The sequence below is a fragment of the Azospirillum melinis genome (assembly GCF_013340935.1).
GTDB lineage: Bacteria > Pseudomonadota > Alphaproteobacteria > Azospirillales > Azospirillaceae > Azospirillum > Azospirillum melinis.
In genome coordinates, this window is the sequence record NZ_WHOS01000008.1 from 76,542 (window position 1) to 99,058 (window position 22,517).

The following is a 22,517-nucleotide window of genomic DNA, read 5'->3' on the forward strand; positions in this document are numbered from 1 at the left end:
GGAGAGGGGCGCACCGTGACTCAATCGCTTCAACTGGGCCTGTCGGTCGCCATTGTGGCGGTGACCGGCGGGACTCCGCGCGTCGTGACGGTGCGCAGCGGCTTTGCCGTGCCGGACAACCACCGGCGCGGCGACGAGCCGTTGCCGCATCGCGACGCGCTGCCCGGCGCGCCCTTCGAACCCGACCGTTTCCGCACCCTGCAGGACGGCGTCCGCGCGGTGGCGGAGGGGTTGTCGGGTCTGGCGCTCCGTTATGTCGAGCAGCTTTACACCTTCGGCGACCGTTACCGCGACCCGCACGAGCTGTTCGGCGGTCCGCGCTCGGTCGTGGTCGGTTATCTGGCGCTGGTCCGGGACGGCCCCCTGGGCGGCGGCGGCTCGGCCGAATGGCGTGATCTCTACGACCATTTCCCGTGGGAGGACTGGCGCGACCAGCGCCCGCCGCTGCTGGATGGCGTGATCGCCCCGGCGCTCGGCGGCTGGATCGCCTCGGCCCCCGATGACGAAACCCGTTCGCGCCGGGCCGAACGCGCCCAGATGGCCTTCGGCCTGGACGGTGCCGACTGGGACATGGAACGCGTGCTGGAGCGGTTCGAACTGCTCTACGAAGCGGGGCTGGTGGTGGAGTCCTTCCGCGACCGCGACCTCGCCGCCCGGGTCGATCCGTCAGTATCGGCCAGCGGGCCGATGCCGCGCGCGCTCGGCCGGCCGATGGCGCGCGACGGCCGGCGCATCCTGGCAACCGCGCTGGAGCGGCTGCGCGGCAAGCTGCGCTACCGCCCCATCGTGTTCGAACTGCTGCCGCCGACCTTCACCCTGCACCAACTCCAGCTGGTGGTGGAGGCGCTGTCGGGCGAACGGGTCCACAAGCAGAATTTCCGCCGCCTGATGATCACCGGCGGCTTCGTCGAACCCACCGGCCAGTATGAAAGCCAGACCGGTGGCCGGCCGGCCGAACTGTACCGCTTCCGACGTCAGGCCATCCACGAACGCACCAGTGCCGGTGCCATTCCGTCCGCGGATGGATGAAGGGAAATCCGCCGGAAACGTCGACGCGCGGCATTGGGCGCAGTTGTCAACGGGCGGCTGCAAGGGGATACTGAAGGAACGGTTTTAAACCCGGACTATCCTTGTCCGGAAATTCCATTTTCGGAAAATCAATGTCGCACCGCATCCTGATTGCCGACGACCACCCGCTGATGCGTACCGCCCTGACCCAGACCATCGGTCAGGCGATTGCCGGCGCCGTGATTCTGGAAGCGTCGCGGTTCGAACAGATCAAGCCGCTGCTGGACACCGGGGAGCCGCCGGACATCATCCTGCTGGACCTGCACATGCCCGGCATGAGTGGCCTGATCGGCCTGATGATGCTGCGGTCCGAACATCCGGCGATCCCGGTGATCGTGGTGTCGGCATCGGAGGATCCGGTGACTATCCAACGCTCCATCGACTATGGCGCTTCCGGCTTCGTGCCCAAATCGGCACCGAACACCCAGATCGTCGAGGCGATCCACGCCGTGCTGGACGGCGAGCTGTGGTTGCCGGAGATCAACGGCGGCCCCGAAACCGAAGCCCCCGACCCGGCGCAGCGCGCCGCCACCCTGACGCCCCAGCAGCTCCGCGTCCTGGCCGGCATCGCCGAAGGCAAGCTGAACAAACAGATCGCCTATGAGATGAACGTCGCCGAAACGACGGTGAAAGCGCACGTCACCACGATCCTGCGTAAGCTGGGCGTGCTGACCCGCACCCAGGCCGCAGTGCTGGCGAGCCAGCTGGCGCTGTCCGCCGCGCCGCCGCCGCCAGTGGAGTGACGGAGGTATGCTTATCATGGTTGCCGGTCCATACAGCACTGGTGGTGCCGATTCCGTGCAGCGCGCCGCAAATCTCACTGTTTTGAATGAAGCGGCCCTCCGGGTCTTTCGCCGGGGACATATTCCTGTAATTGGTGTGAATGCCGCCTTGCCGATTATCGCCGTTGCCGGAGACACATCTTACGACGAAATCATGATGCCAGTCTCATTGGCCTTGGCTGAGCGTTGCGATGCATGCTTGCGGATCGGAGGTCCATCCGCCGGGGCCGATGCGGAGGTTGAACGTTTTCAGGGGCGGGGGCTTCCGGTCTACCGCAGTCTTGATGACATTCCGTTGGGTTCTGTTGACAGTACGGCAACGTCCTAACCTGTCCTGTCCGTCGTGCCGCCGATGGAGTGACAACAGGCGCACCGGATCTCTGACGGCACGCCCGTTATCCTGGGTTCAATTCCGGCGGGCGCCGGTATGGATCATGGTGCCGACATGCTCGCCGCGCAGTGCGGCGGTCAGCCGTCCCGGAACCAAGCCGTTCACCAGCTGGACGCGGGTGATGTGGCGGGCGTTCGCCAGCACCTCGACGAATGCCCGGTCCACAGGCAGGGGACCGTCGTGGGCAGCCAGATCGGCAGCCGTGATCTCCGGCAGTAGACGGGCCGCGGCACCCTCCGCGCCGTTGGGATCGGTGCTGTGGATACCGTCCACATCCTCGACGATGGTCAGGCTGGCTGCCCCCAGCGCGTCGGCCAGCAGGAAGGCCCCGGTGTCGGCCCGGTGGGATGGAATGCGCGAGGTCGGGAACTCATGGTGATGGTAGGGCGGGAAGGCGCTGCCCACCACCGCGCGGGCGGCCGACAGATGGACGGCCAACTGGCTGGCGATGGTCGGATGCTCCACATAGGAGACGCCGTCCGGTGCCAGCAGCGAGGCCAGGATATGGCCGTTCTGTCCGGCCTCGCTCGCCGCCAGCGGCGCCAGCGAGCCGACCGGCAGGCCGAGATCGAGCCCAACGCTGTAGAGATGGCGGGCGCGGATGCCGGCCCCGGTCAGGATCAGCAGGCGGTGCTCCGGCAGGATGCGGCGGATTTCCTCGACGACCGGCAGGATCGCGTCGCGGCCGCGGTCCATGATCGACCGGCCGCCGATCTTCACCACGTGCAGCCAGGGCAGCAGCGCGATCGGCCGGCCGCCGGCGACCGGACGGGTCAGATCGTCGTTGAGCAGGGTCTGCCGTGCGAGCGGCGAGGCCACATGCTTGATGGTGTTGATGGTCTCGGACATGTCCCGACTCCTCAGCTCGCGGTGATGATGGTGCCGACATGCTCGCCGGCGAGTGCGCGGGTCAGGTTGCCGGGGACCAGACCATTGACGATCTGCACCTCGCGGACATGGCGCGCGGCCTTCAGCAGGTCGAGCACCGGGAATTCCAGGATCGAGTCCTGAAGCCCCTTCGCCTTCATCTCGTCGACCGAAATCTTCGGAATGAAGGTCGCATCCTTGGACGTCTTCGGGTTGGCGGTGTAGAGCCCGTTCTCGTCCTTCACATAGATCATCCGCTTGCAGCCGAACTGTTCGGCGACCAGGAAGCAGCCGGCGTCGGTGCGGTAGGGCGGGATGACGCCGCTGGCCGGTGGACGCATCCACAGCGTATAGGGCGGCATGCCGCTGAAGACAACGGCATGCACCTCCGCCAGATAGAGCGGGACCGCCGACAGGCCGGCGCCGTCCACCGCGGAGATGCCATGCTTGGCAAGGAGCTGGCCCAGCATGGCGGCATTCTGATCGGCGACCGAGGCGCCGAGCTGCGACAGCACGCCCGCCGGCAGGCCGAGGCCGGCGGCGATGGAGTAGAGGTGCCGGGCGCGGGTGCCGGCGCCGGTGCCGATCAGCAGCTTGTGGGCCTTGCGCGCCGCCGCGATCTCGTCCACCAGCGGGTAGACCGCCGACCGGCCGCGGTCGATGACGCTCTGTCCACCGATCTTGATCACTGTGGCATCGGGGAGGATGCGGAAGTCCGCCGACGCTTCCGCCATAGCCTGAAGCTCGGCATCGGTCAGCGGACGCTGCATCAGCAGCGCCTCAAGTTCCGCTGTGGAGTCCGCCGTGGAATTTGCCGCCGTGGGATTTACCATGGAAGGGCAATCCTTTCGTTCCGTCATTGCACGTCAATACATGTCGCCGGCACCGCCGCTGCGTCCTTGCGGAACCGAGTCCTCCCGATGGTTCCGGACGAAGCCGCAAAGCGCCTCCCCAGTATTCGCATCCTGCCTGACGGGGCCTGTTCGGATCGTGGAGTCCGTTGACCGGAAGCTCCAAGGCTGGCCGTGACGGTCGATGCCCCGGAACCGTATGGCTCCGTGCCTCAACCGTCAATAATCTCAATTTCCGTATGGTTGAATTTTGGTGTGGCTAGCCCGCCATCCGCTGCCCTTCCGCGAGCAGCTGTCCCAGCAATGCCCGCAGAGCGCCCGGACGAACCGGCTTGTACAGCAACCGGCAGCCGGCCGCCTCGATGTCCTCGCGCACGGCGGCGTCGCGGTCAGCGGTGACGACGGCGGCGGGAATGTCGCTGCCCAGCGATGCGCGGAGGGTCCGCAAAGCTTCCACGCCGGTCAGGCTGCGGTCGAGGTGGTAGTCGGTCAGGATCACGTCCGGCGTCCGCCCCTCCAGCTTCGCCAGGGCCAGATCGGGAGCGACGGCGGTGACGACGCGGCAGGACCAGCTGGACAGCAGATCCTCGGTGGCGCGGGCGATGGCCGGCTCGTTCTCCAGGCAAAGGACCAGCACGCCGCGCAGGTCGCGGCCACGCGGGCGGACCACGACGGCACGGGCGGCCACCGGCTCGTCGGTGAGCGGCACCAGCACGGAGAAGGCGCTGCCCCGCCCGACCTTGGAGCGCACCTGCACCGTGTGGCCGAGGATGCCGGCCAGACGCTCGACGATGGCGAGGCCCAGTCCCAGCCCCTTGCCACGATCATCGCTGTCATTGTCGAGCTGGCGGAACTCCATGAAGATTTCCGGCACCTTGTGCTCGGGGATGCCGGGGCCGGTGTCCCATACCTCGATGGACAGGAAGCTTCCCCGCCGCCGACAGCCCAGCAGGATGCGGCCGGTGCGGGTGTAGCGCACCGCGTTGGCGAGATAGTTCTGGAGGATGCGCCGCAGCAGCGTCGGGTCGCTGCGGACGGTGGCGGAGCAGTCGACCACCCGCAGTCCCAGCCCGTGGCGGCTGGCCAGCACGGTGAATTCCTCGCCCAGCGGCTTCAGCAGTTCCTCGATCCGCATTGGCACCGGGTTCGGCTTCACAACGCCGCTGTCGATCTTTGACACGTCCAGCAGATCGCCCAGGATCGTTTCCACCGACCGCAGCGAGGCGTCGATCTGGCGGATGGCGCTGTCGCCGTTGCGTTCGGACAGGGCTGACAGGAACAGCCGGGCGGCGTGCAGCGGTTGCAGCAGGTCATGGCTGGCGGCGGCCAGGAAGCGGGTCTTGCCGCGGTTGGCGCGCTCGGCCTCCGCCTTCGCTTCCGACAGGGCGTGGGTGCGTTCCTCGATGCGGCGTTCCAGCGTTTCGTTGGCCTCGCGCAGGGCGGCGGCGGCGCGGTGGCGTTCGGTGACGTCGGTGTAGACGGCGACGAAGCCGCCGCCGCCGGGCCGTCCACCGGGCCTTTGACCCGGCATCGGGTTGGTGGCGATCTCCAGAACCGTGCCATCGGGCCGCACCCGCTCATAGACGTCGGGCTTGTTGCGGCGGCGCGGATCGGACCGGCGCTCCAGCAGGGTCTCGATCTCGCCGTTGCGGCCATATTCGCCGCGCCGGGCGATCAGTCCGACGATGTCCTGCAACGAGGTGCCGACCTGGACGAAACCGTCCGGCAGTTCCAGCAGGACGACGAACTGGTTGTTCCAGGTGGCGACGCGCCAGTCCTCGTCGAACACGGCGATGCCCTGGGGCACATTCTCCACGGTGGCGCGCAGCAGTTCGTGCTGCTTCAGGATGGCGCGCGAGGCTTCGTCGATGATCGACCGCGCATCGGTGCGCGACAGCCGGCGGTCGGACAGCAATCCGGCCACCACGACGCGGGCAGACGCCGACCCGACGGCGCCGGCGAGCAGACGCTCGGTCAGCTGGATCGCCTCACCGTCGGTGCGCATCAGCAGCGCGGTGCGCAGGTCGCCGTCGGCCACGCCGGTGAAGCGGCGGAAGGCGGCATCGGCGCGTGACTGTCCGACATAGCGCAGGGCCAGATCGTGCAGGTCGGCCAGCGTGGCGCCGCGCGGCCCATGCGGCTCGCCATCGGAGGCGCGGCGCAGGCTCATGAAGCGGGCAGCCTGCTGGCGCTCCAGAGTCGACGGGCGGGTCAGCAGCGAGACGACAACGAACAGCAGGATGTTCGGTCCCAGGCTCCACAGGGCGGCGTTGGTCAGCGGGTCGATGCCGGCGATGCCGGCGAGCGCCACCGGGCTGAGGCCGGTCAGCCCGAACGGTCCTTCGCGCAAGGCGCTAGAGGCCAGCCATCCGGCATCGGCGAAGGACGGCAGCAGCATGGTGTAGGCCCAGCCGACGAATCCGGCGCAGATGCCGGCGAAGGCGCCGCTGCGGCTGGCGCGGCTCCAGATCAGCCCGCCCAGCAGGGCCGGGGCGAACTGCGCCACCGCGGTGAAGCTCATCATGCCGATGGTCGCCAGTGGAAAGGCCGGGCCGATCAGCCGGTAGCAGCCGTAGGACAGCAGAACCAGCACGATCACCGCCGACCGCCGCACCAGCAGCAGGATCCCCGCGGGATCGTCGCGCAGCCGCCGGTCGTCCGGGCGCAGCGCCATCAGCAGCGGGACGGCGACGTCGTTGCAGATCATGGTGCTGAGCGCCACCATCTCCACCAGGATCATGCTGGTGGCGGCCGACAGACCGCCGATGAAGGCGGCCAGCGCCAGCCAGGGCCAGCCCTGGCTCAAGGGGATCGACACCATGAAGGTGTCGGCATTCGTTGTGCCGTCCGGAAACAGCATCAGCCCGGCCAGCGCCACCGGCAGGACGAAGATGTTGATGGCGACCAGATAGGCCGGGAACAGCTTCGCCGACGACCGCACGTCGCCGCTATGGGTGTTCTCCACCACGGCGACGTGGAACTGGCGCGGCAGGCACAGGATCGCCAGCCCCGACAGCAGGCAGGCCACCCACCAGTCGGTGCCGATGCTGTCCATCCGGATCAGCTCCAGAAAGCCCGGATGGCGGACGGCGGCATCGAAGAAGGTCGCCGGGTCGCCGAAGACGGAAAAGGCGATGGCCCCGCCCACGCCCAGCGCCGCGGCCAGCTTCACCACCGACTCCGCGGCGATGGCCATCATCAGGCCGCGGTGATGTTCGTTGGCCGACACGCTGCGCACGCCGAACAGGATGGCGAAGGCCGCCATCAGCAGCGCCGCCATCAGCGCCGTCCCGCCCGGCATCTGGCTGAGATCGGTGCCCAGCGATGCCCCGGCCAGGATTTCGAAGCTGACGCTGATCGCCTTCAATTGCAGGGCGATGTAGGGCAGCAGCCCGATTACCGCGGCGACGGTGACGAGTGCGGCCAGGCTGCGGCTCTTGCCGTAGCGCGCCGACAGGAAGTCGGAGATCGAGACGACATTCTCCGACTTCGCCACCCGGACGATGCGGGCCAGCACCGGCCAGCCCAGCCCGATCATCAGGATCGGTCCGATATAGATGGGCAGGAAGTAGAACCCGCCGGTCGCCGCCCGGCCGACCGCACCGTAGAAGGTCCAGGAGGTGCAATAGACGCCGAAACTCAGCGCGTAGAGCCAGGGCGTGCGCCGCTCGCTGCCATGGGTGCCGGTCCGGTCGCCGTACCACGCGATGGCGAACAGCGACAGCAGATAGGCCAGCGACGCGGCCAGGATGAACCAGCTTTCCATGGGGCTTTGCGCCTCCGGTTCTTGATTTTCACTCCCCGCGGGCAGCAGCCTATCACAAACCCGTCATTGTCGCCGCGCCCGCAATTCGCAACCGCTTTCCACTTTTGGTGGGACGAAAAGGGATGCAGCCGGTGGCGCGGGGAGCAAAGGGAGCCGCCCGACCGCCCGCCCGGTCCCGCTGGGACACTTCCCATCCTTCGTTGTTCTTCCTGCAAGGCTACAAAGCCTTTGGTCGAACACGTAAAGGTGAAGGAGAGTCCGAATGGTTTCGGTCAGCGCCGGTTCCCAGTCCAGCCTCAACACCGATGCGCTTGATGTGACGAACGTCCAGGGCGGCACGATCACCGGTGCCACGCCCGACCAGCTCGTCATCACCTATCCCGGCAACCGGTTCACCGATTTGCGCGGCAATTTCACCTACGATCCCCTGACCAAAGCCCTGACCGGGGGCACCATCACCAGCGTCACCAACGCGAGCAACGGCGTTCTCGACGTGGCGGTATCGGATCTGAACCTGCCGGTGGCGACGGCTCTGAACTGGGCGAGCACCGGCACCAGCCCGGAGGCGATCCGTGCCGCCCTGCTGGGAGGCAATGACAGCCTGTCCGGGTCGGAGCTCAATGACACGCTGCGCGGCTATGCCGGCGACGACACCATCAAGGGCGGCATGGGCGACGACCTGCTGGATGGCGGCGGCGGCGTCAATGTCATCGACGGCGGCGACGGCAGCAACGACACGGTCGTCCGCCACGCCTCGCTGGCCGACAGCGGTGCCGTCAAATACAATGGTGAGATCTATGTGATCGACGCCAACGGCTATGACCGGCTGACCAATGTGGAGTTCATCCAGTACACCGACCAGACGGTGGCCGGCGCCTCGGCACCGGTGTTCGACGGTCTGTCCTATCTCGCGGCCAATCCGGACCTTGCCGCCGCCTATGGGATGGACAGCGAGGCCGCCTTCGACCATTACCGCTCCTTCGGCTGGAGCGAAGGGAGGTCGCTGACCTTCAATGCCGCCGGCTATCTGGCCGACAACCCCGATCTGGCCGCGGCCTTCGGCACAAACACGGCCGACGCCACCCGCCATTACATCGAGACCGGCCGCAACGAGAATCGCCGGTTCGATTTCGATGCGGAGTCCTATCTGGCCGCCAACCCCGACCTGATCCAGGCCTTCGGCAACGATCCGACGGCGGCGGCGCTGCATTACGCCACCATCGGCCGGACCGAGGGGCGGAGCCTGGGCTTCGATGCGCAGTCCTATCTGGCGCGCTATCCGGATCTGCAGGCGGCCTTCGGCAGTGACCTGCAAGCGGCCACTGCCCACTATGTCGCCGAGGGCTATGAGGAGGGCCGCGTCGCCGCACCGCTCGCCCCCGCCACCGGCGCCGCCTTCGCCGTAGATGATGCGGCCCAGCGCAACGCGACGCTGACCATCGCCTGACGGCGAACCCGCAGACGCTGAACGGCAAACGGGCGGAGGGGATGACCCTCCGCCCGTTTGCCTTGTCAGGGTTCATGCGGCAGCGGTCAGTCGTGCTGGTAGATGTCCACGTCCTTGGTTTCGCGGACGAACAGCAGGCCGATCACCAGGGTCGCCGCGGCGATGATGATCGGGTACCAGAGGCCGGAGTAGATGTCGCCGGTGGCCGCCACGATGGCGAAGGAGGTGGTCGGCAGGAAGCCGCCGAACCAGCCGTTGCCGATGTGGTAGGGCAGCGACATCGAGGTGTAGCGGATGCGGGTCGGGAACATCTCCACCAGCATCGCGGCGATCGGCCCGTAGACCATCGTCACGTAGATGACCAGAACCGTCAGCAGGGCGATGACCATCACCGTGTCGATGCGGGCCGGATCGGCCTTGGCCGGGTAGTTGGCGGTCTTCAGCGCATCGCCCAGCCCCTTGTCGAAGGCGGCGCCGGCGGCCTTCGCGTCGGTCGGGGTGGCGGCGGTGGCCGGGCCGTGGCTCAGCGACACGGTGGTGTTGGCCTGCGGCACAGCCGTGTAGCTCGGGATGACCGTGCTGCCGACCTTGATCGACGCCACGGTGCCGGCAGGCGCCACTTCGTTGGTGTAGGGGATGCCGCGCTTCACCAGGGCGCTCTTGGCGATGTCGCAGGAGCTGGTGAACTGGCTGGTGCCGACCGGGTTGAACTGGAACGAGCACTCGTTGGGATCGGCGACGACGACGACCGGCGCGGTGGCGATGGCCTCCTCGAGCGCCGGGTTGGCGTAGTGGGTGATGCCCTTGAACAGCGGGAAGTAGGTCAGGCAGGCCAGCAGCAGCCCGGCCATGATGATCGGCTTGCGGCCGATCCGGTCGGCCAGCGTGCCGAAGATCACGAAGAAGGGAGTGCCGATCAGCAGGGCCGCCGCGATCATCAGGTTGGCCGCCTGTGCATCGACCTTCAGCGTCTGGGTCAGGAAGAACAGGGCATAGAACTGGCCGGTGTACCAGACCACCGCCTGACCGGCGACGAGGCCGAACAAGGCGAGCAGGACGATCTTCAGGTTCTTCCATTCGCCGAAGGATTCGGTCAGCGGCGCCTTCGAATGCTTGCCCTCTTCCTTCATCTTCTTGAAGGCGGGCGACTCGTTCAGCATCAGCCGGATCCACACCGAGATGCCGAGCAGAACGATGGAGATCAGGAACGGGATGCGCCAGCCCCAGGCGTTGAAATCCTCCGGCGACATGGCGACGCGGCAGCCCAGGATGACCAGAAGCGACAGGAACAGGCCGAGCGTCGCGGTGGTCTGGATCCAGGAGGTGTAGTTGCCGCGGCGGCCGTGCGGCGCATGTTCGGCGACATAGGTCGCGGCACCGCCATACTCGCCGCCCAGCGCCAGCCCCTGCAGCAGGCGCAGGCCGATCAGGATGATCGGGGCGGCGATGCCGATGGAGGCGTAGTTGGGCAGGATGCCGACGATGAAGGTCGACAGGCCCATGATCAGGATGGTGACCAGGAAGGTGTATTTGCGGCCGATCATGTCGCCGAGACGGCCGAAGACCAGGGCGCCGAAGGGACGGACCGCGAAGCCGGCGGCGAACGCCATCAGCGCGAAGATGAAGCCCGCGGTCGGGTTGACGCCGGAGAAGAACTGCGCGGCGATGACCGCGCTGAGCGATCCGTAAAGATAGAAGTCATACCATTCGAAGACGGTCCCGAGCGAGGATGCGAAGATGACTTTCTTCTCCTCGCCCGTCATCGGTCGGACGGCGTCCGATGTCGAAGCCGCATAGGCCATGGTCTTCACCCTCCCAAGTGAATAGTCCACAACTTTGGTTGGTTTTTCGCGTGCGGTGCCTGTCGGTCACGCGATTTGATGACCGAGCCCACGCCTTTGTTATGTCACTGATAGTTGTGTAAACGAACAGTGCGCGTCACCCCCGACCATGGTCGGGGGTATCGGGGGCACGGTAATGGGTTACGCTAGTCTTTTGAGCGGATACCGGGACTACTGGAACACAGGGGCATAGAGCAGGCCCCCTTGCGTCCAGGGCCGGTTCAGGCCGCGGTCGAGCTTGAAGGGCGACCGGTTCCCGAGATTGCGTTCGAAGATCTCGCCGTAATTGCCGACCTGCACCACCGCCTGATAGGCCCAGTCCGGCCGCAGTCCCGCTTTCGCCGCCACCTCCGGCATGCCGGACAGCAGGCGGCGCATCTCGCTGGTGCCGGTGATGCGCTGGAAATTGGCGTTGGCGCCGGACACCCCGGCATCGTCGGTCAGGAACAGGGCGTACATGGTCCAGCGCACCGCCGCCATCCAGTTGCGGTCGCTGTTCGGCGTCAGCGGGGCCAGCGGCTCGCGCGAGGCCAGGGACGATGGAATGTCGGCGATCTCCACCGCGTCCTGCGGTGTCTCCAGCATGTGCAGCGCCGTGGTCAGCAGCGCGCGGTCAGCGCTGATCGCCGCGCAGTCGCGGCTGAGAAAGGCTTCCAGCGTGTCGGGCCAACCGGGGAAGCTGCGCAGCTTCCAGGGCCGCTTGCCGCCGCCGATCAGGGTTTCCAGCTCGGCCTGGGTGGTGGTGCCGGCCGGGACGCAGACCGTGAGATCGCCATCCAGCGCCGAATGGCCGTCGGGCAGCCGCCATGCGGCGATCCCCTGCACGTCGTAGAAGATCGGCGGTCCGAAATCGACGGCATAGGTGGCGTCGCGGGTCAGTGTCCAGGATGTCTGGGCAAAGGAGACGTCGACCTCGCCGGTGGCGACGGCGGCGAACTCCTGCGGCTTGGACAGACGGCGGATTTCGATGGCGTCGGCCTTGCCCAAAACCGTTGCGGCCAGCGCCCGGCACAGGTCGACCATGAAGCCGACCGGCCGTCCGCCGTCGTCGTTGGCGGCGAAGCCGGGATTGAAGGACACCCCGCAGCGCACCACCCCGCGCCGTTCGATCTCGGCAAGGACCGGGCGGTCGCCGTTGCGTGCGGCGGCGTCCGGCTGTGCCGCGACGGTTCCGGCGGACAGCAACGGTTGCAGCGCCAGCAGCAGGCCGACTGTGGCGGCAACAGGCTTCGACCCCATCCTTCTCCCCTTATCCGACGGCCGCGCTATGATACGCTGCCGGCGCGGCCACGCAAACGATGCGCAGCCGGGAGAAGCGGGAACGGGAATGGCGGGCGACAGCAATGCGGGGCCAAGCGGTTCCGAATCGAGCGGTTCCAGATCGGGGAAGGCCGGAGTGGTCAGGATCGGTGTCGGCGCCCGGTTGTTCGGTGCGCTCGCCTTCAACGGTCTGGTCGCCTTCCTGATCGGACTTGGCGCCTATATCGCCTTCGACGGGCTGCATGCCGGCATCACCAAGGTCACGTCGGAGCAGTTCCCGGCGGTCGTCGCCTCCGCCAAGCTGGAGCGCCAGCACCAGCGGATCATGCGGACCCTGGAACAATTGGCCCTGTCGCAAGAGAATTTCGGACGCGAAACGATCAAACAGGGGTTGGCCGACCAGTTGGATGGCTATGACCGGCTGCTGGCGGAGATGGACTCCTCCGACGGCCGTCAGACCCAGCGGATCACCGGGCTGAAGAGTCAGCGCGACGAGATCCTGCGGCTGCGCGACTCCATCGACCGCGGCGTGACCGCCCGCATCACCGCCCGCCGCGCTCTCGCCGAACGCAACCGCGACGTGCGGCGGATGGCCGATGCCCTTGCCGAACCGGCGCTGCGCGGGGTGGAGGATGCAAGTGTGCAGCGCTGGCTGGCGATGGCGGAGCGGCTGCTGTACCTGATCGCCTCGGTCCATCAGGCGGAGAACAGCTTCGCGCTCACCCGGCTGGCCGACAGCGCGGTGGCGCAACTGTCGGCGTTGGATGGGTCCGCTCCGGCCGGTCCGGCGGATGGCCCGGCCAACGATGTGGCGGACCGGCTCGCCCGGCTGGCGGAGGGCATGCGCTCGGTGGTGGAGGGCGACCGTTCCGTCTTCCGCCAGCGGCAGGCGGAGTTGCAGGCGTCTGAGATGCTGAACGGGCTGGTCGACCGCGCCAATCAGGTGTCGCTGGTCAACACCGGCCTCAACACCGGCATCTTCGTCGAGCAGACCAAGGCGGCGGAGGAGAGCCGCCAGCAGGTGATCGAGGTTTCGACCACCTACACCCGCCTGTTCTTCGCCTCGGTCGGGGTGGTGGTGCTGGGAATGGTGCTGTCGGTGCTGTATGTGCGGCGCAAGGTGCTGGCCCGGCTGTGGGCGGTCAGCGAGGCGATCCGCGACCGCACCGGCGGTGGCCGGGCGGAGGTGCCGGTGACCGGTGCCGACGAGATCGGCGAGCTAGCCCGTGCCCTGCGCTTCTACATCCAGGAGACGGAGGACAAGAGCGAGGCGCTGCGCCGCAACGAGCAGTGGCTGCGCACGGTGCTGGAGGCCGCACCGGTCCCGCTGGTGATCTCCGGCCGTGCCGACGGCCAGATCCGCTTCGTCAACCGCCGTGCCGCTGACCTGTTCGAGGTGGACGAAGCCGGCGAACTGCTGGGCCGCCCCGCCGCCAGCGTCTGGTACGTCCCGCAGGTGCGCGACGAGTTCGTCCGCGACGTCTTCACCAGCGGACTGGCGCTCGACGTCGAAACAGAGCTGGTGACCCGCTCCGGCCGCCGGCTTTGGGGCCTGCTATCCGGCATCGCCTTCGAATTTCAGGGGGAGGAGGTGCTGCTGAGTTCGGTCGTCGACATCACCCGCCGCCGCGAGGCGGAGGAGCTGCTGCGCCGGACCCAGGCCTTCCTGGACGCGGTCATCGACAATGTGCCGAGCGTCCTCTACGTGCTGGACGGTGACAGCGGCCGTGTCGTGCTGTGGAACCGGGCGGCGGAGGATTGCTTCGGCACCCGCCGCGCCGACATCGAGGATCGCACGCTCGCCGATGTGCTGGGTCCGGAGACCGGCCGGGCGCTCGCTGGCGGCAATCCGGGATCCATGCGCTCGCTGGGGGTGGAGGAGCTGGTTCTTCCCCGCAACGGCGAGAACACCGTCTTCGCGTTGCAACGCCATCCCTTCGAATGGTCGGGCGACGGGCGTTGCCGCATCATCTGCGTCGCCAACGACATCACCGCGTCGCGCCGGGCGCGCGAGGAACTGCGGCAGGCCAAGGAGCGGGCGGAGCGCGCCGACGCCGCCAAGACGGAGTTCCTCGCCACCGTCAGCCACGAGATGCGCACGCCGCTGAACGGCATCCTCGGCCTGTGCCGGCTGCTGCTGACCGGGCAACTGCATGCCGGGGAGCGCCGCTATGCCATGTCGATCATGCGCTGCGGCCACGGGCTGCTCGATCAGGTCAACGACATCCTCGACCTGCGCAAGATCGAGGATGGCAAGCTCGACCTCGATCCGGCCCCCTGTGCCCTGCTGCCGGTGCTGGAGGAGGTCGTTGCGACCGTGGAAGGACTGGCGAACGAGAAGGGGATCTACCTCGACCTCGACATCGCGCCGGAAGTTCCGGAACAGGTGGTCATCGACCGTCAGCGGTTGCGGCAGATCCTGGTGAACCTCGTCGGCAATGCGGTGAAATTCACCGAGCGCGGCGGGGTGGACTTGCGTGTCGACATCGAACCGGGTCCGGAACGTTCCGGTGCCGGAGAGATGCTGCGTCTGGCTGTGCGCGACACCGGGATCGGCGTGCCGGCCGACCGCCGCGCCGCCATCTTCGAAAAGCTGGAGCAGGCCGATCCGACCATCGCCCGGCGGTTCGGCGGCAGCGGGCTGGGGCTCGCCATCGTCCGACATCTGCTGGACGCCATGCAGGGCAGCATCCGTGTCGACAGTGTGGAGGGGCTGGGCAGCGTCTTCACCGTCACCATCCCCTTGCTGCGGGTGGAGGAGCCGGCGCTTCCGGCGCGGCCCGGACGGCTGCTGCCGATCAGCCGGGTGCGCTCGCTGGCCCTGCTGCTGGTGGAGGACGATGCGATCAACCGGGAGGTGGCGCTGGGGCTGCTGTCCGACGCCGGCCACCGCATCACCGTCGCGGAAACCGGCGAAAGCGCGCTGGAACTGGCGACCCGGCGGCGTTTCGACGCCATCCTGCTGGACATCCGCCTGCCCGACATCGACGGGCCGGAGGTGGCGCGCCGCATCCGTGCCCTGGAGGATGCCGACCGTGCGGCGGTGCCCATCGTCGCGGTGACCGCCAACGTCTTCGCCGCCGACCGCGCCCGCTACATCGCCGCCGGCATCGATGCGGTGATCGAGAAGCCGATTTTCCCGGAGCGGCTGATGCACCTGCTGTCGAACGCCGTCGCCCCACGTGACGACGACGATGAGAAACCGGGTGCAGGGATGGTTCCGGTGGAACCGTCGCCCCGCCCGCGGGTGGTCGAGGACGATGTGAACGAGGAGATTCTGGAGCGCTACATCCGCTCCCTCGGTCCCGCCCGCTTCGCCACCATCCGCGGCCTGTTGCTGGAATCGGCCCAGGAAGGGCTGCCCCGCCTGACTGCCGCCGACACCCCCGATGATGAGATCGAGGACATTGCCCACCGGCTTGCCGGGGCTGCCAGCCATTTCGGCCTGACCGCCTTCGTCGGGCTGATGCGGGCGGTGGAGGACGGCATGCGCGAAGGCCGCCGGGTGGAGGCGCAGGAACTGGCCGTCACCGCGGAATCGGCCTTCAGTCGCGGCCTCGCGGCGATGGACGCGGTGCGCGGGGTGCTGGAAGGGGTTTGAGGCGGAGGTTCGGCCCCCGCCTCATGCCGGTTCGCTCACGCGCCCTTGGCGGCGCGATAGGCTTCCATCAGCTGGCGGCCGGCGGCGAGGATGCCCTCGCGGTCGCCCTTCTTGACCAGGGTTTCATCGACCAGCTTGCCGCCGGCGCCGACGCAGGCAACGCCGGCCGCGACATAGGAGGCCACGGTGGTGGCGTCGATGCCGCCGGTGGGAACGAAGCGGACGCCGGGGAAGACCGACTTCAACGCCTTGATGTGCGCCGGGCCGACGGTGGAGGCCGGGAAGATCTTGATGGCGTCGGCACCGGCGGAGATGGCGGCATGCACCTCGGTCGGGGTCAGGGCGCCCATCAGGCAGGCCACGCCATGGTCGCGGCAGGCGGCGGCCACCTTCGGGACGACGCAGGGCGACACCACATACTTGGCGCCGGCCTTCACCACGTCGGCAACGGCGGCGGGGGTCAGGACGGTGCCGGCACCGATCAGGGCGCCGCCCTCCGCCGACAGTTCCTCGATCAGGCCGACGGCGCCAGGGGTCGTCATGGTGATCTCGAACGTGCCGTAGCCGGCCTCACGCAGCCAGGTCACGGCGGTGCGCGCCAGATCGGCGGAGCTGTTGCGGATGACCGGAACGACGCCGTACGCGACGAGCTGGTCCAGGATTTCGTTCGGGGTTTGCGTGGTGGACATCAGGATTCCTCGGTTTTTCTTCGGGTGGCGGAAGACGCGGGGTTTGAAACGGAAGCCGGCCGCTCCGGCGCGCGGTGATGCCCGGCAAGGACGGCCTTGATGCGGGCCAGACGGCGGTCGAGGCCGGGCGGGGCCTGCAAGCCGACGGCGACGGTCAGCACATCGATCAGTGCCAGCTGCGCCAGACGGGAGGCCATTGGGGTGTGGACCGCGGTGTCCTCGTCCACATCGACGGTCAGGCGGATGTCGGCCCGTTCGGCCAGCGGGGTTGCCGATGCGGTGATGGCGATCACCGTCGCCCCGCCGTCGCGGGCGATGGCGGCGACGTCGAAGATTTCGTCGCTGGTGCCGGTCTTGGAGATCGCCAGCAGCGCGTCGCCGGGGCCGAGCGTCGCGGCGGCCATCGCCTGGAGATGAGCGTCGGTGCTGGCGGTGACCTGTGGCAGCAGGCGGAACAGCTTGTGATGGGCGTCCAGCGCCACCGCGCCCGAGGCGCCAACGCCGACGATCTGCACCCGGCGCGCCCGTGCCAGCACCCCGGCCGCCTTTTCCAACGCCAGGGCGTCGAGCCGGCCGCGCAGGCGGACCAGCGCGTCGATGGAGCGGTTCAGCACCTTTTCCGCCGCACTGGCGACGCTGTCGCCGGGAGAGAGGTCGCGCACCAGCGGGGTCGGGCGGTCGCCGGCCTCCTCCCGCGCGGCCGAGGCCGCCAGATGCTGGGCCAGCGCGATCTTGAATTCCTGGAACCCGCCGAAGCCGGCGGAGCGGCAGAAGCGCAGGACCGACGGTTCGCTGACCCCCGCCTTGCCGGCAAGCTGGGCCAGGCTGTCGCGCACCGCCGCCCCGGGATCGGCCAGAACGCTGCGTGCCACCGCGGCTTCCGCGCGGCGCAGGCTGTCGAGGGAGGAGGCGATGCTGTCCAGCATGGGAGGACCGGAGTGGCTGCCGAAGCGGCAGCGGATGGAGGCGTATCGGAACCGAATGTAGTTTTACTACAGACTGGCCGCTTTGTCGACCCGTCTGTGAAGCAACGCTACAATTCGTCCGCTCCCCCCTTTACTTTCCGCGCCGTCCGGGCAGGATCGGCCGGCACCGTCGTCCTGTCGGAGGCAACCTCCTTATCTGGAAGGGTTTTTCATGAAACTGTTGCGCTACGGCCCGCCGGGCCAGGAAAAGCCGGGCCTGCTGGATGCCGACGGCCGCATCCGCGATCTGTCCGCCTATGTCGACGATATCGCCGGCGCCACTCTGCTGCCGGATGGGCTGGACCGGCTGCGGGCCATCGACCCGGCCTCGCTGCCGCTGGTGGAGGGGAACCCGCGCCTCGGCCCCTGCGTCGGGCAGGTGGGCAAGATGGTCTGCATCGGCCTGAACTTCTCCGACCATGCGGCGGAGACCGGCATGGCGGTGCCCCCGGAGCCGATCATCTTCATGAAGGCGACCAGCGCCATCGTCGGCCCGAACGATTCCATCGAACTGCCGCGCGGCTCGGAAAAGACCGACTGGGAGGTCGAACTGGCCTTCGTCATCGGCAAGACCGCCAAATACGTCTCGGAAGACGAGGCGATGGACCATGTCGCCGGCTATTGCATCGTCAACGACGTGTCGGAACGGGCCTTCCAGATCGAACGGCAGGGCCAGTGGACCAAGGGCAAGAGCTGCGACAGCTTCGGCCCGACCGGTCCGTGGCTGGTGACCCGCGACGAGATCGAGGATCCGCAGGCGCTGAAGATGTGGCTGGAGGTCAACGGCCACCGCTATCAGGACGGCAGCAGCGCCACCATGGTCTACGGCGTGCGCTATCTGGTGTCCTACCTGTCGCGCTTCATGAGCCTACAGCCGGGCGACATCGTCTCCACCGGGACTCCGCCCGGCGTCGGCATGGGCCAGAAGCCGCAGGTCTTCCTGAAGGCCGGCGACGTGGTGGAACTGGGCGTCGAAGGGCTGGGCACCCAGCGCCAGACGGTCGTTCAGGGCTGAAACCGCTTCGGGGTTGAAAAACGAAAGGCCCCTCTTCCCGCGGGGAAGAAGGGCCTTATCGTTGGCATCACGCCGACCGCACCTGACTGAGGAAGCGGTCGATCTGCTGCTGGAGGCGACCGGTCTGGTTGGAGACCTCCTGGGCGACCGACAGGACTTCCTGGGCCGACTGGCCGGTCTGGCCGGCGGCGGTCCGCACCTGACCGATGTTCTGGGAAGCCTGGGCGGTGCCGCCCGCCGCCTGCTGGACGTTGCGGGCGATCTCCGAAGTGGCGGCACCCTGCTCCTCCACCGCCGCGGCGATGCTGGCGGCGATGTCGTTCAGGCGGCCGATGGTCAGGCCGATGCTGCGGATGGCGCCGACCGCCTCGCCGGTCGCCTGCTGCATGGCGCCGATCTGGCCGGCAATCTGCTCGGTGGCCTTCGCCGTCTGGCTGGCCAGCTGCTTCACCTCGCTCGCCACCACGGCAAAGCCCTTGCCGGCTTCCCCGGCGCGCGCCGCTTCGATGGTGGCGTTGAGCGCCAGCAGGTTGGTCTGTCCGGCGATGTCGGAGATCAGATCCAGCACGGCGCCAATGCGGCTGGCCGCCTCGTTCAGGTCGCGCATGGTGCTGTCGGTGCGCTCGGCCTCATTGGCGGCCTTGGCGGCGATGGTCGCCGATTCGGTCACCTGCCGGGCGATCTCGCTGATCGATTGCGACAGCTCGTGCGCGGCCGAAGCGGCGCCGTCCACGTTGACCGATGCGGTCTCCGCCGCTTCGGCGGCGTTGCCCGCCTGGCGCGAGGTGTCGTCGGCGGTCGCCACCATGCCGGCGGCGGTCTGGTGCATCTGGGTGGCGGCGGCCGACACCGTCTCCACCACCGTCTTGACGCCGTTCTCGAACTGGTCGGCCAGCGACAGCATGGTCTGGCGGCGTTCGCCGGCGGCCCGCTGGCGTTCGGCCTCGGCGGCGGTGCGGGCGGTCTCCACCTCGCGCGCGGTGTCGCGGAAGACCAGCAGTGCGGCACCCATCTCCGCGATCTCGTCCTTGCCGGTCAGCGCGATCTCTGCATCGAGGTCGCCGGCAGCGATACGGCCCATGCCGGTCTTCAGATCCATCATGCGGCGGATGACGATGCGGCCGATGTAGAGCCAGACCACCAGGATCGACACCAGGATGCTCGCCACCGCGACGGCGAGCTGGGTCAGGCGGCTGTTGTCCAGCATATGGGTGGTGGCGGCGCTGGCCTCCGCGATGCTGCTCTTCTGCCCATCCACCAGGGTGGAAATGCCCTTGGCGAGGGTGGTGGTCAGGGCGTGGTTGCTCTCCAGCAGCTGGGTGAAATAGCCCTCGATGGTCAGTTCCTTCTGGCGCAGGGTGACCATGGAGTTTTCGCCGATGGAAAAGCCGTTCAGCAGTTCCGCCTGCTTGGTGGCCACGGCGGCCAGCCGCTCCGGCAGTGCCTCCGCGTTGTTGGAAAGCCCGGCGAGCGACACGCCCACCCGCGTCTCGATGATCGCCAGCCGCTGGTCGTCCCGGGTGGTCGACGCTTCCATCAGCATGTTGCGGATGTTGGCGGCTTCCGCCGTGACGATGGCCAACGGCTTCTTCTGCGCCATCACCTTGTTCAGGGTTGCCGCCGCCTCGCGCATCGCCTCGGGGGCGGCGTCCGGCTCCGCCAGGGTGGAGCGGGCCTGCTCTTCCTCATTGTTGAGGACGGAGGTCCAAGGGGCGGTGAATTTCTGGATTTCCGCTTCGGCCGCCATCACCTTCGGCATCATCGCCATGCGTTCGGCGCCGAGCGCCACCCGTTCGGCCGCAGCCTGGTCGAGCTGCGCCAGATTGCCGAGCAGCCCTTGCGATGCCTCCTCGATTGCGGCGAGCTGAGACCCGGCGGAACCGGTGGCCCGCAGCCGGGACAGGCGCGCGTTGAACTCTTCCTTCGCGGCGGCGATGCGGGCGGAGACCGCCTCGCGCGCGGCGGCGGTGTCGGCGGAGGTCAGGGCCGGGGCCAGCGCCACCAGCCGTTCGGCCTGCTGCGCCACCGCCATGCCCTCGGTCATCGCCGGCACCGCCTGGCCGACGATGGCGTCGATGGTGGTGCGCACGTTCGCATAGCCGATCAGCGCCACCGCGGCAGCGACCAGCGTGCCGGACAGCACCACGCCGATGGCGATCATCAGCTTGGCGCGCAGCCCGGAATACCATGCACCGCCCTTGGCGGGTGCGCCATGGCGCGTCATGCTCTGGCTATCCTTCGACATCCCATCCTCCCCCTTCGGTGCTCGGACACCGACGCTCCATAAGTCATTGCGGCTGGCCGTTCCGGCTCTCGCCGCACCTTCATTCCACCGAACCTGCCTGCGACGGTCGCGGGCGGTTCGCAGGCGATGTCGCAGAAAAGGAACAATTGCAAATAATTTGGCCGTTCCGTGACTAGGAAAGCGCCAAATCGCTTAAGAAAGAAATAAGGAGAATCCACGATTCTTCCGTGACGGCCTGCTAATCGTGCCGCAATGCAATGATCGGCCAGTCGGCCCCGGTTTCGATTTCACTGAAAGCGCGCATGGCTTGGCCGCCGCAAGCCGGAATGATGATCCAGGCCGGCCGTCGGCATATATAAAACTGGTGATATAACAGATTTACTCACAACCGGCGGGCGCAACGGCCTCGCGCTCCGCTGAAGCAGCAGAAAGAAGGCCGGCCTTCGAAAAGGCCGGCCCATCCAGTCGGAGGCAAAGCGGTGTCGGCGTCGCGTCAGGCGAGCGCTTCGCGCGGGCCGAAAAACTCATGCACGATGGCCGACTCCGGCAGGCCGAGCGCGGTCAGCGCCTTGACCACCGCAGCCATGAACGGCTTCGGACCGACGACATAGGCGGCGACCCCCGGCTCCTGCGGCAGCAGCTTGCCCAGTTGCTCCTCGCCCAGCAGGCCGACCATGTGCGGCTTGTCGCCCGGCTGCGGGTCGGCATAGCAGTAGACCGGCTTCAGCGCGTCATGCAGAGCGGCCAGTTCGTCGACCTGTCGGCGGAAGGCATGGACAGAGCCGTTGAGCGCCGCATGGACGTAGATGACCTTGCGGCCGGCGGCCAGCGCCTGTTCGGCCAGCGGCAGTGCGGGGGTCTGGCCGACACCGCCGGTGATCAGCAGCAGCGGACCGGCGCCCTCGCGCAGCACGAACTCGCCGGCGGGCGGATAGACGTCGATCTCGTCGCCGACCTGCACGCGGTCATGAAGGAAGCCGGAAACCAGCCCCTGCTGTTCCCGCTTCACCGAGATGCGGTAGTCCTTGCCGTTCGGCGAAGCCGACAGGCTGTAGTTGCGATGGACCGTCTCGCCGTCGATGGTCAGCCGCAGGCCGAGATACTGGCCGGGATGGAAGTCCATCACTTTCCTGCCATCGACCGGCGCCAGCCGGAAGGAGGTGATGACGGCACTCTCCGGCGTCTTCTCCGCGATGCGGAAGCGGCGGGCGCCGCGCCAGCCGCCGGTCAAAGCCGCCTTGCGGGCATATTCCCTTTCTTCCGCGGCGATCAGCAGGTCCGCCAGCTGCCAATAGGCGGCACCCCAGGCGTCGGCGACCTCGGCGGTCACCGCGTCGCCCAGAACCTTGCCGATGGCTTCCATCAGGCAGGTGCCGACGATCTTGTACTGATCCGGCGTGATGTTCAGCGAGACGTGCTTCTGCACGATCCCATCCACCGCCGGACCCAGCACCTCGAGCCGGTCGATGTTGGAGGCGTAGGCGATGATGGCATTGGCCAGCGCTTCCGGCTGGGCGCTGCTGCGCTGGTGGCTCTGGTTGAAGACGGCGCGCACCTCGGGGAAGCGCTCGAACATCAGCGGATAGAAGGTGCCGGTGATCTTGTTGGCGTTGGCGGCGACGACGGGAGCGGTGGCCTTGATGACGGCGATCTGGGCAGGCGTCAGCATGGGAGGGAGCAATCCTTTTGCGCGTCACGATGTCGCAACCAGATGGCAAGCCCTGTGCCA

The 22,517-nt window shown here is 67.8% G+C and carries 15 protein-coding genes; 6 read left to right on the top strand and 9 right to left on the bottom strand.

Annotated elements, in window-relative coordinates; genetic code table 11:
- The first annotated feature begins 15 nt into the window (after nucleotides 1-15).
- From GBZ48_RS08520 to GBZ48_RS08530, 3 genes are all read left to right on the top strand, one after another.
- A complete protein-coding gene (locus tag GBZ48_RS08520; protein WP_174470643.1) occupies nucleotides 16-1,029 on the top strand; it encodes an NrtR DNA-binding winged helix domain-containing protein in 1,014 nt (337 codons plus the stop codon).
- 131 nt (nucleotides 1,030-1,160) lie between these two features.
- Nucleotides 1,161-1,811, top strand: a complete 651-nt coding sequence (locus tag GBZ48_RS08525; RefSeq protein WP_174470644.1) for a response regulator — start codon at nucleotides 1,161-1,163, stop codon at nucleotides 1,809-1,811.
- A 7-nt stretch (nucleotides 1,812-1,818) separates the two neighbouring features.
- Complete coding sequence (locus tag GBZ48_RS08530) at nucleotides 1,819-2,178, top strand: DUF4406 domain-containing protein (RefSeq protein ID WP_174470645.1); 360 nt, start codon at nucleotides 1,819-1,821, stop codon at nucleotides 2,176-2,178.
- A gap of 78 nt (nucleotides 2,179-2,256) precedes the next feature.
- On the opposite strand, the gene GBZ48_RS08535 is transcribed toward GBZ48_RS08530, so the two are convergent.
- The 3 genes from GBZ48_RS08535 to GBZ48_RS08545 all read right to left on the bottom strand — a co-directional run bounded on the left by GBZ48_RS08535 (nucleotide 2,257) and on the right by GBZ48_RS08545 (nucleotide 7,725).
- Complete coding sequence (locus GBZ48_RS08535; protein WP_174470646.1) at nucleotides 2,257-3,090, bottom strand: amino acid kinase family protein; 834 nt, start codon at nucleotides 3,088-3,090, stop codon at nucleotides 2,257-2,259.
- A gap of 11 nt (nucleotides 3,091-3,101) precedes the next feature.
- Nucleotides 3,102-3,941, bottom strand: a complete 840-nt coding sequence (locus GBZ48_RS08540; RefSeq protein ID WP_174470647.1) for an amino acid kinase family protein — start codon at nucleotides 3,939-3,941, stop codon at nucleotides 3,102-3,104.
- Between the two features lie 277 nt (nucleotides 3,942-4,218).
- Nucleotides 4,219-7,725, bottom strand: a complete 3,507-nt coding sequence (locus tag GBZ48_RS08545) for a hybrid sensor histidine kinase/response regulator (RefSeq protein WP_174470648.1) — start codon at nucleotides 7,723-7,725, stop codon at nucleotides 4,219-4,221.
- A gap of 262 nt (nucleotides 7,726-7,987) precedes the next feature.
- On the opposite strand from GBZ48_RS08545, the gene GBZ48_RS08550 reads away from it, so the two are divergent.
- On the top strand, nucleotides 7,988-9,172 hold the full coding sequence (locus GBZ48_RS08550; protein ID WP_174470649.1) for a hypothetical protein: 1,185 nt from the start codon (nucleotides 7,988-7,990) through the stop codon (nucleotides 9,170-9,172).
- Between the two features lie 86 nt (nucleotides 9,173-9,258).
- On the opposite strand, the gene GBZ48_RS08555 is transcribed toward GBZ48_RS08550, so the two are convergent.
- Nucleotides 9,259-10,974 carry an MFS transporter gene (locus GBZ48_RS08555; protein ID WP_174470650.1) on the bottom strand — a complete coding sequence of 572 codons (1,716 nt, stop codon included), beginning with the start codon at nucleotides 10,972-10,974 and terminating at the stop codon, nucleotides 9,259-9,261.
- 210 nt (nucleotides 10,975-11,184) lie between these two features.
- A complete protein-coding gene (locus GBZ48_RS08560; RefSeq protein ID WP_174470651.1) occupies nucleotides 11,185-12,252 on the bottom strand; it encodes a transporter substrate-binding domain-containing protein in 1,068 nt (355 codons plus the stop codon).
- 157 nt (nucleotides 12,253-12,409) lie between these two features.
- On the opposite strand from GBZ48_RS08560, the gene GBZ48_RS08565 reads away from it, so the two are divergent.
- Nucleotides 12,410-15,874, top strand: coding sequence for an ATP-binding protein (locus GBZ48_RS08565; RefSeq protein WP_343049455.1), 3,465 nt, complete (start codon nucleotides 12,410-12,412; stop codon nucleotides 15,872-15,874).
- 35 nt (nucleotides 15,875-15,909) lie between these two features.
- Here GBZ48_RS08565 and GBZ48_RS08570 read toward each other — a convergent pair whose 3' ends face one another.
- Both GBZ48_RS08570 and GBZ48_RS08575 read right to left on the bottom strand, forming a co-directional pair.
- Nucleotides 15,910-16,563 carry a bifunctional 4-hydroxy-2-oxoglutarate aldolase/2-dehydro-3-deoxy-phosphogluconate aldolase gene (locus tag GBZ48_RS08570; RefSeq protein WP_174470653.1) on the bottom strand — a complete coding sequence of 218 codons (654 nt, stop codon included), beginning with the start codon at nucleotides 16,561-16,563 and terminating at the stop codon, nucleotides 15,910-15,912.
- Nucleotides 16,563-17,489 (bottom strand): MurR/RpiR family transcriptional regulator, encoded by a 927-nt coding sequence (locus GBZ48_RS08575; RefSeq protein WP_174470654.1) that lies wholly within the window; start codon nucleotides 17,487-17,489, stop codon nucleotides 16,563-16,565. Before GBZ48_RS08575 ends, GBZ48_RS08570 begins: the two co-directional genes overlap by 1 nt.
- A gap of 211 nt (nucleotides 17,490-17,700) precedes the next feature.
- Here GBZ48_RS08575 and GBZ48_RS08580 point away from each other — a divergent pair, with 211 nt between their 5' ends.
- Complete coding sequence (locus GBZ48_RS08580; protein WP_174470655.1) at nucleotides 17,701-18,543, top strand: fumarylacetoacetate hydrolase family protein; 843 nt, start codon at nucleotides 17,701-17,703, stop codon at nucleotides 18,541-18,543.
- 67 nt (nucleotides 18,544-18,610) lie between these two features.
- On the opposite strand, the gene GBZ48_RS08585 is transcribed toward GBZ48_RS08580, so the two are convergent.
- Together GBZ48_RS08585 and hmpA are read right to left on the bottom strand one after the other, a co-directional pair.
- Nucleotides 18,611-20,788 carry a methyl-accepting chemotaxis protein gene (locus tag GBZ48_RS08585; RefSeq protein ID WP_246307074.1) on the bottom strand — a complete coding sequence of 726 codons (2,178 nt, stop codon included), beginning with the start codon at nucleotides 20,786-20,788 and terminating at the stop codon, nucleotides 18,611-18,613.
- 493 nt (nucleotides 20,789-21,281) lie between these two features.
- Entirely contained in the window at nucleotides 21,282-22,457 is a 1,176-nt protein-coding gene (gene hmpA / locus GBZ48_RS08590) for an NO-inducible flavohemoprotein (protein ID WP_174470656.1), read from the bottom strand.
- Nucleotides 22,458-22,517: the final 60 nt, after the last annotated feature.

What these genes read in the sequence shown, in the direction of transcription:
- GBZ48_RS08560 (WP_174470651.1), bottom strand. Translation starts at nt 12,252, where the DNA reads ATGGGGTCGAAGCCTGTTGCCGCCACAGTCGGCCTGCTGCTGGCGCTG.
- GBZ48_RS08530 (WP_174470645.1), top strand. Translation starts at nt 1,819, where the DNA reads ATGCTTATCATGGTTGCCGGTCCATACAGCACTGGTGGTGCCGATTCC.
- GBZ48_RS08540 (WP_174470647.1), bottom strand. Translation starts at nt 3,941, where the DNA reads ATGGTAAATCCCACGGCGGCAAATTCCACGGCGGACTCCACAGCGGAA.
- hmpA (WP_174470656.1), bottom strand. Translation starts at nt 22,457, where the DNA reads ATGCTGACGCCTGCCCAGATCGCCGTCATCAAGGCCACCGCTCCCGTC.
- GBZ48_RS08580 (WP_174470655.1), top strand. Translation starts at nt 17,701, where the DNA reads ATGAAACTGTTGCGCTACGGCCCGCCGGGCCAGGAAAAGCCGGGCCTG.
- GBZ48_RS08555 (WP_174470650.1), bottom strand. Translation starts at nt 10,974, where the DNA reads ATGGCCTATGCGGCTTCGACATCGGACGCCGTCCGACCGATGACGGGC.
- GBZ48_RS08570 (WP_174470653.1), bottom strand. Translation starts at nt 16,563, where the DNA reads ATGTCCACCACGCAAACCCCGAACGAAATCCTGGACCAGCTCGTCGCG.
- GBZ48_RS08575 (WP_174470654.1), bottom strand. Translation starts at nt 17,489, where the DNA reads ATGCTGGACAGCATCGCCTCCTCCCTCGACAGCCTGCGCCGCGCGGAA.
- GBZ48_RS08550 (WP_174470649.1), top strand. Translation starts at nt 7,988, where the DNA reads ATGGTTTCGGTCAGCGCCGGTTCCCAGTCCAGCCTCAACACCGATGCG.
- GBZ48_RS08525 (WP_174470644.1), top strand. Translation starts at nt 1,161, where the DNA reads ATGTCGCACCGCATCCTGATTGCCGACGACCACCCGCTGATGCGTACC.
- GBZ48_RS08545 (WP_174470648.1), bottom strand. Translation starts at nt 7,725, where the DNA reads ATGGAAAGCTGGTTCATCCTGGCCGCGTCGCTGGCCTATCTGCTGTCG.
- GBZ48_RS08535 (WP_174470646.1), bottom strand. Translation starts at nt 3,090, where the DNA reads ATGTCCGAGACCATCAACACCATCAAGCATGTGGCCTCGCCGCTCGCA.
- GBZ48_RS08585 (WP_246307074.1), bottom strand. Translation starts at nt 20,788, where the DNA reads ATGTCGAAGGATAGCCAGAGCATGACGCGCCATGGCGCACCCGCCAAG.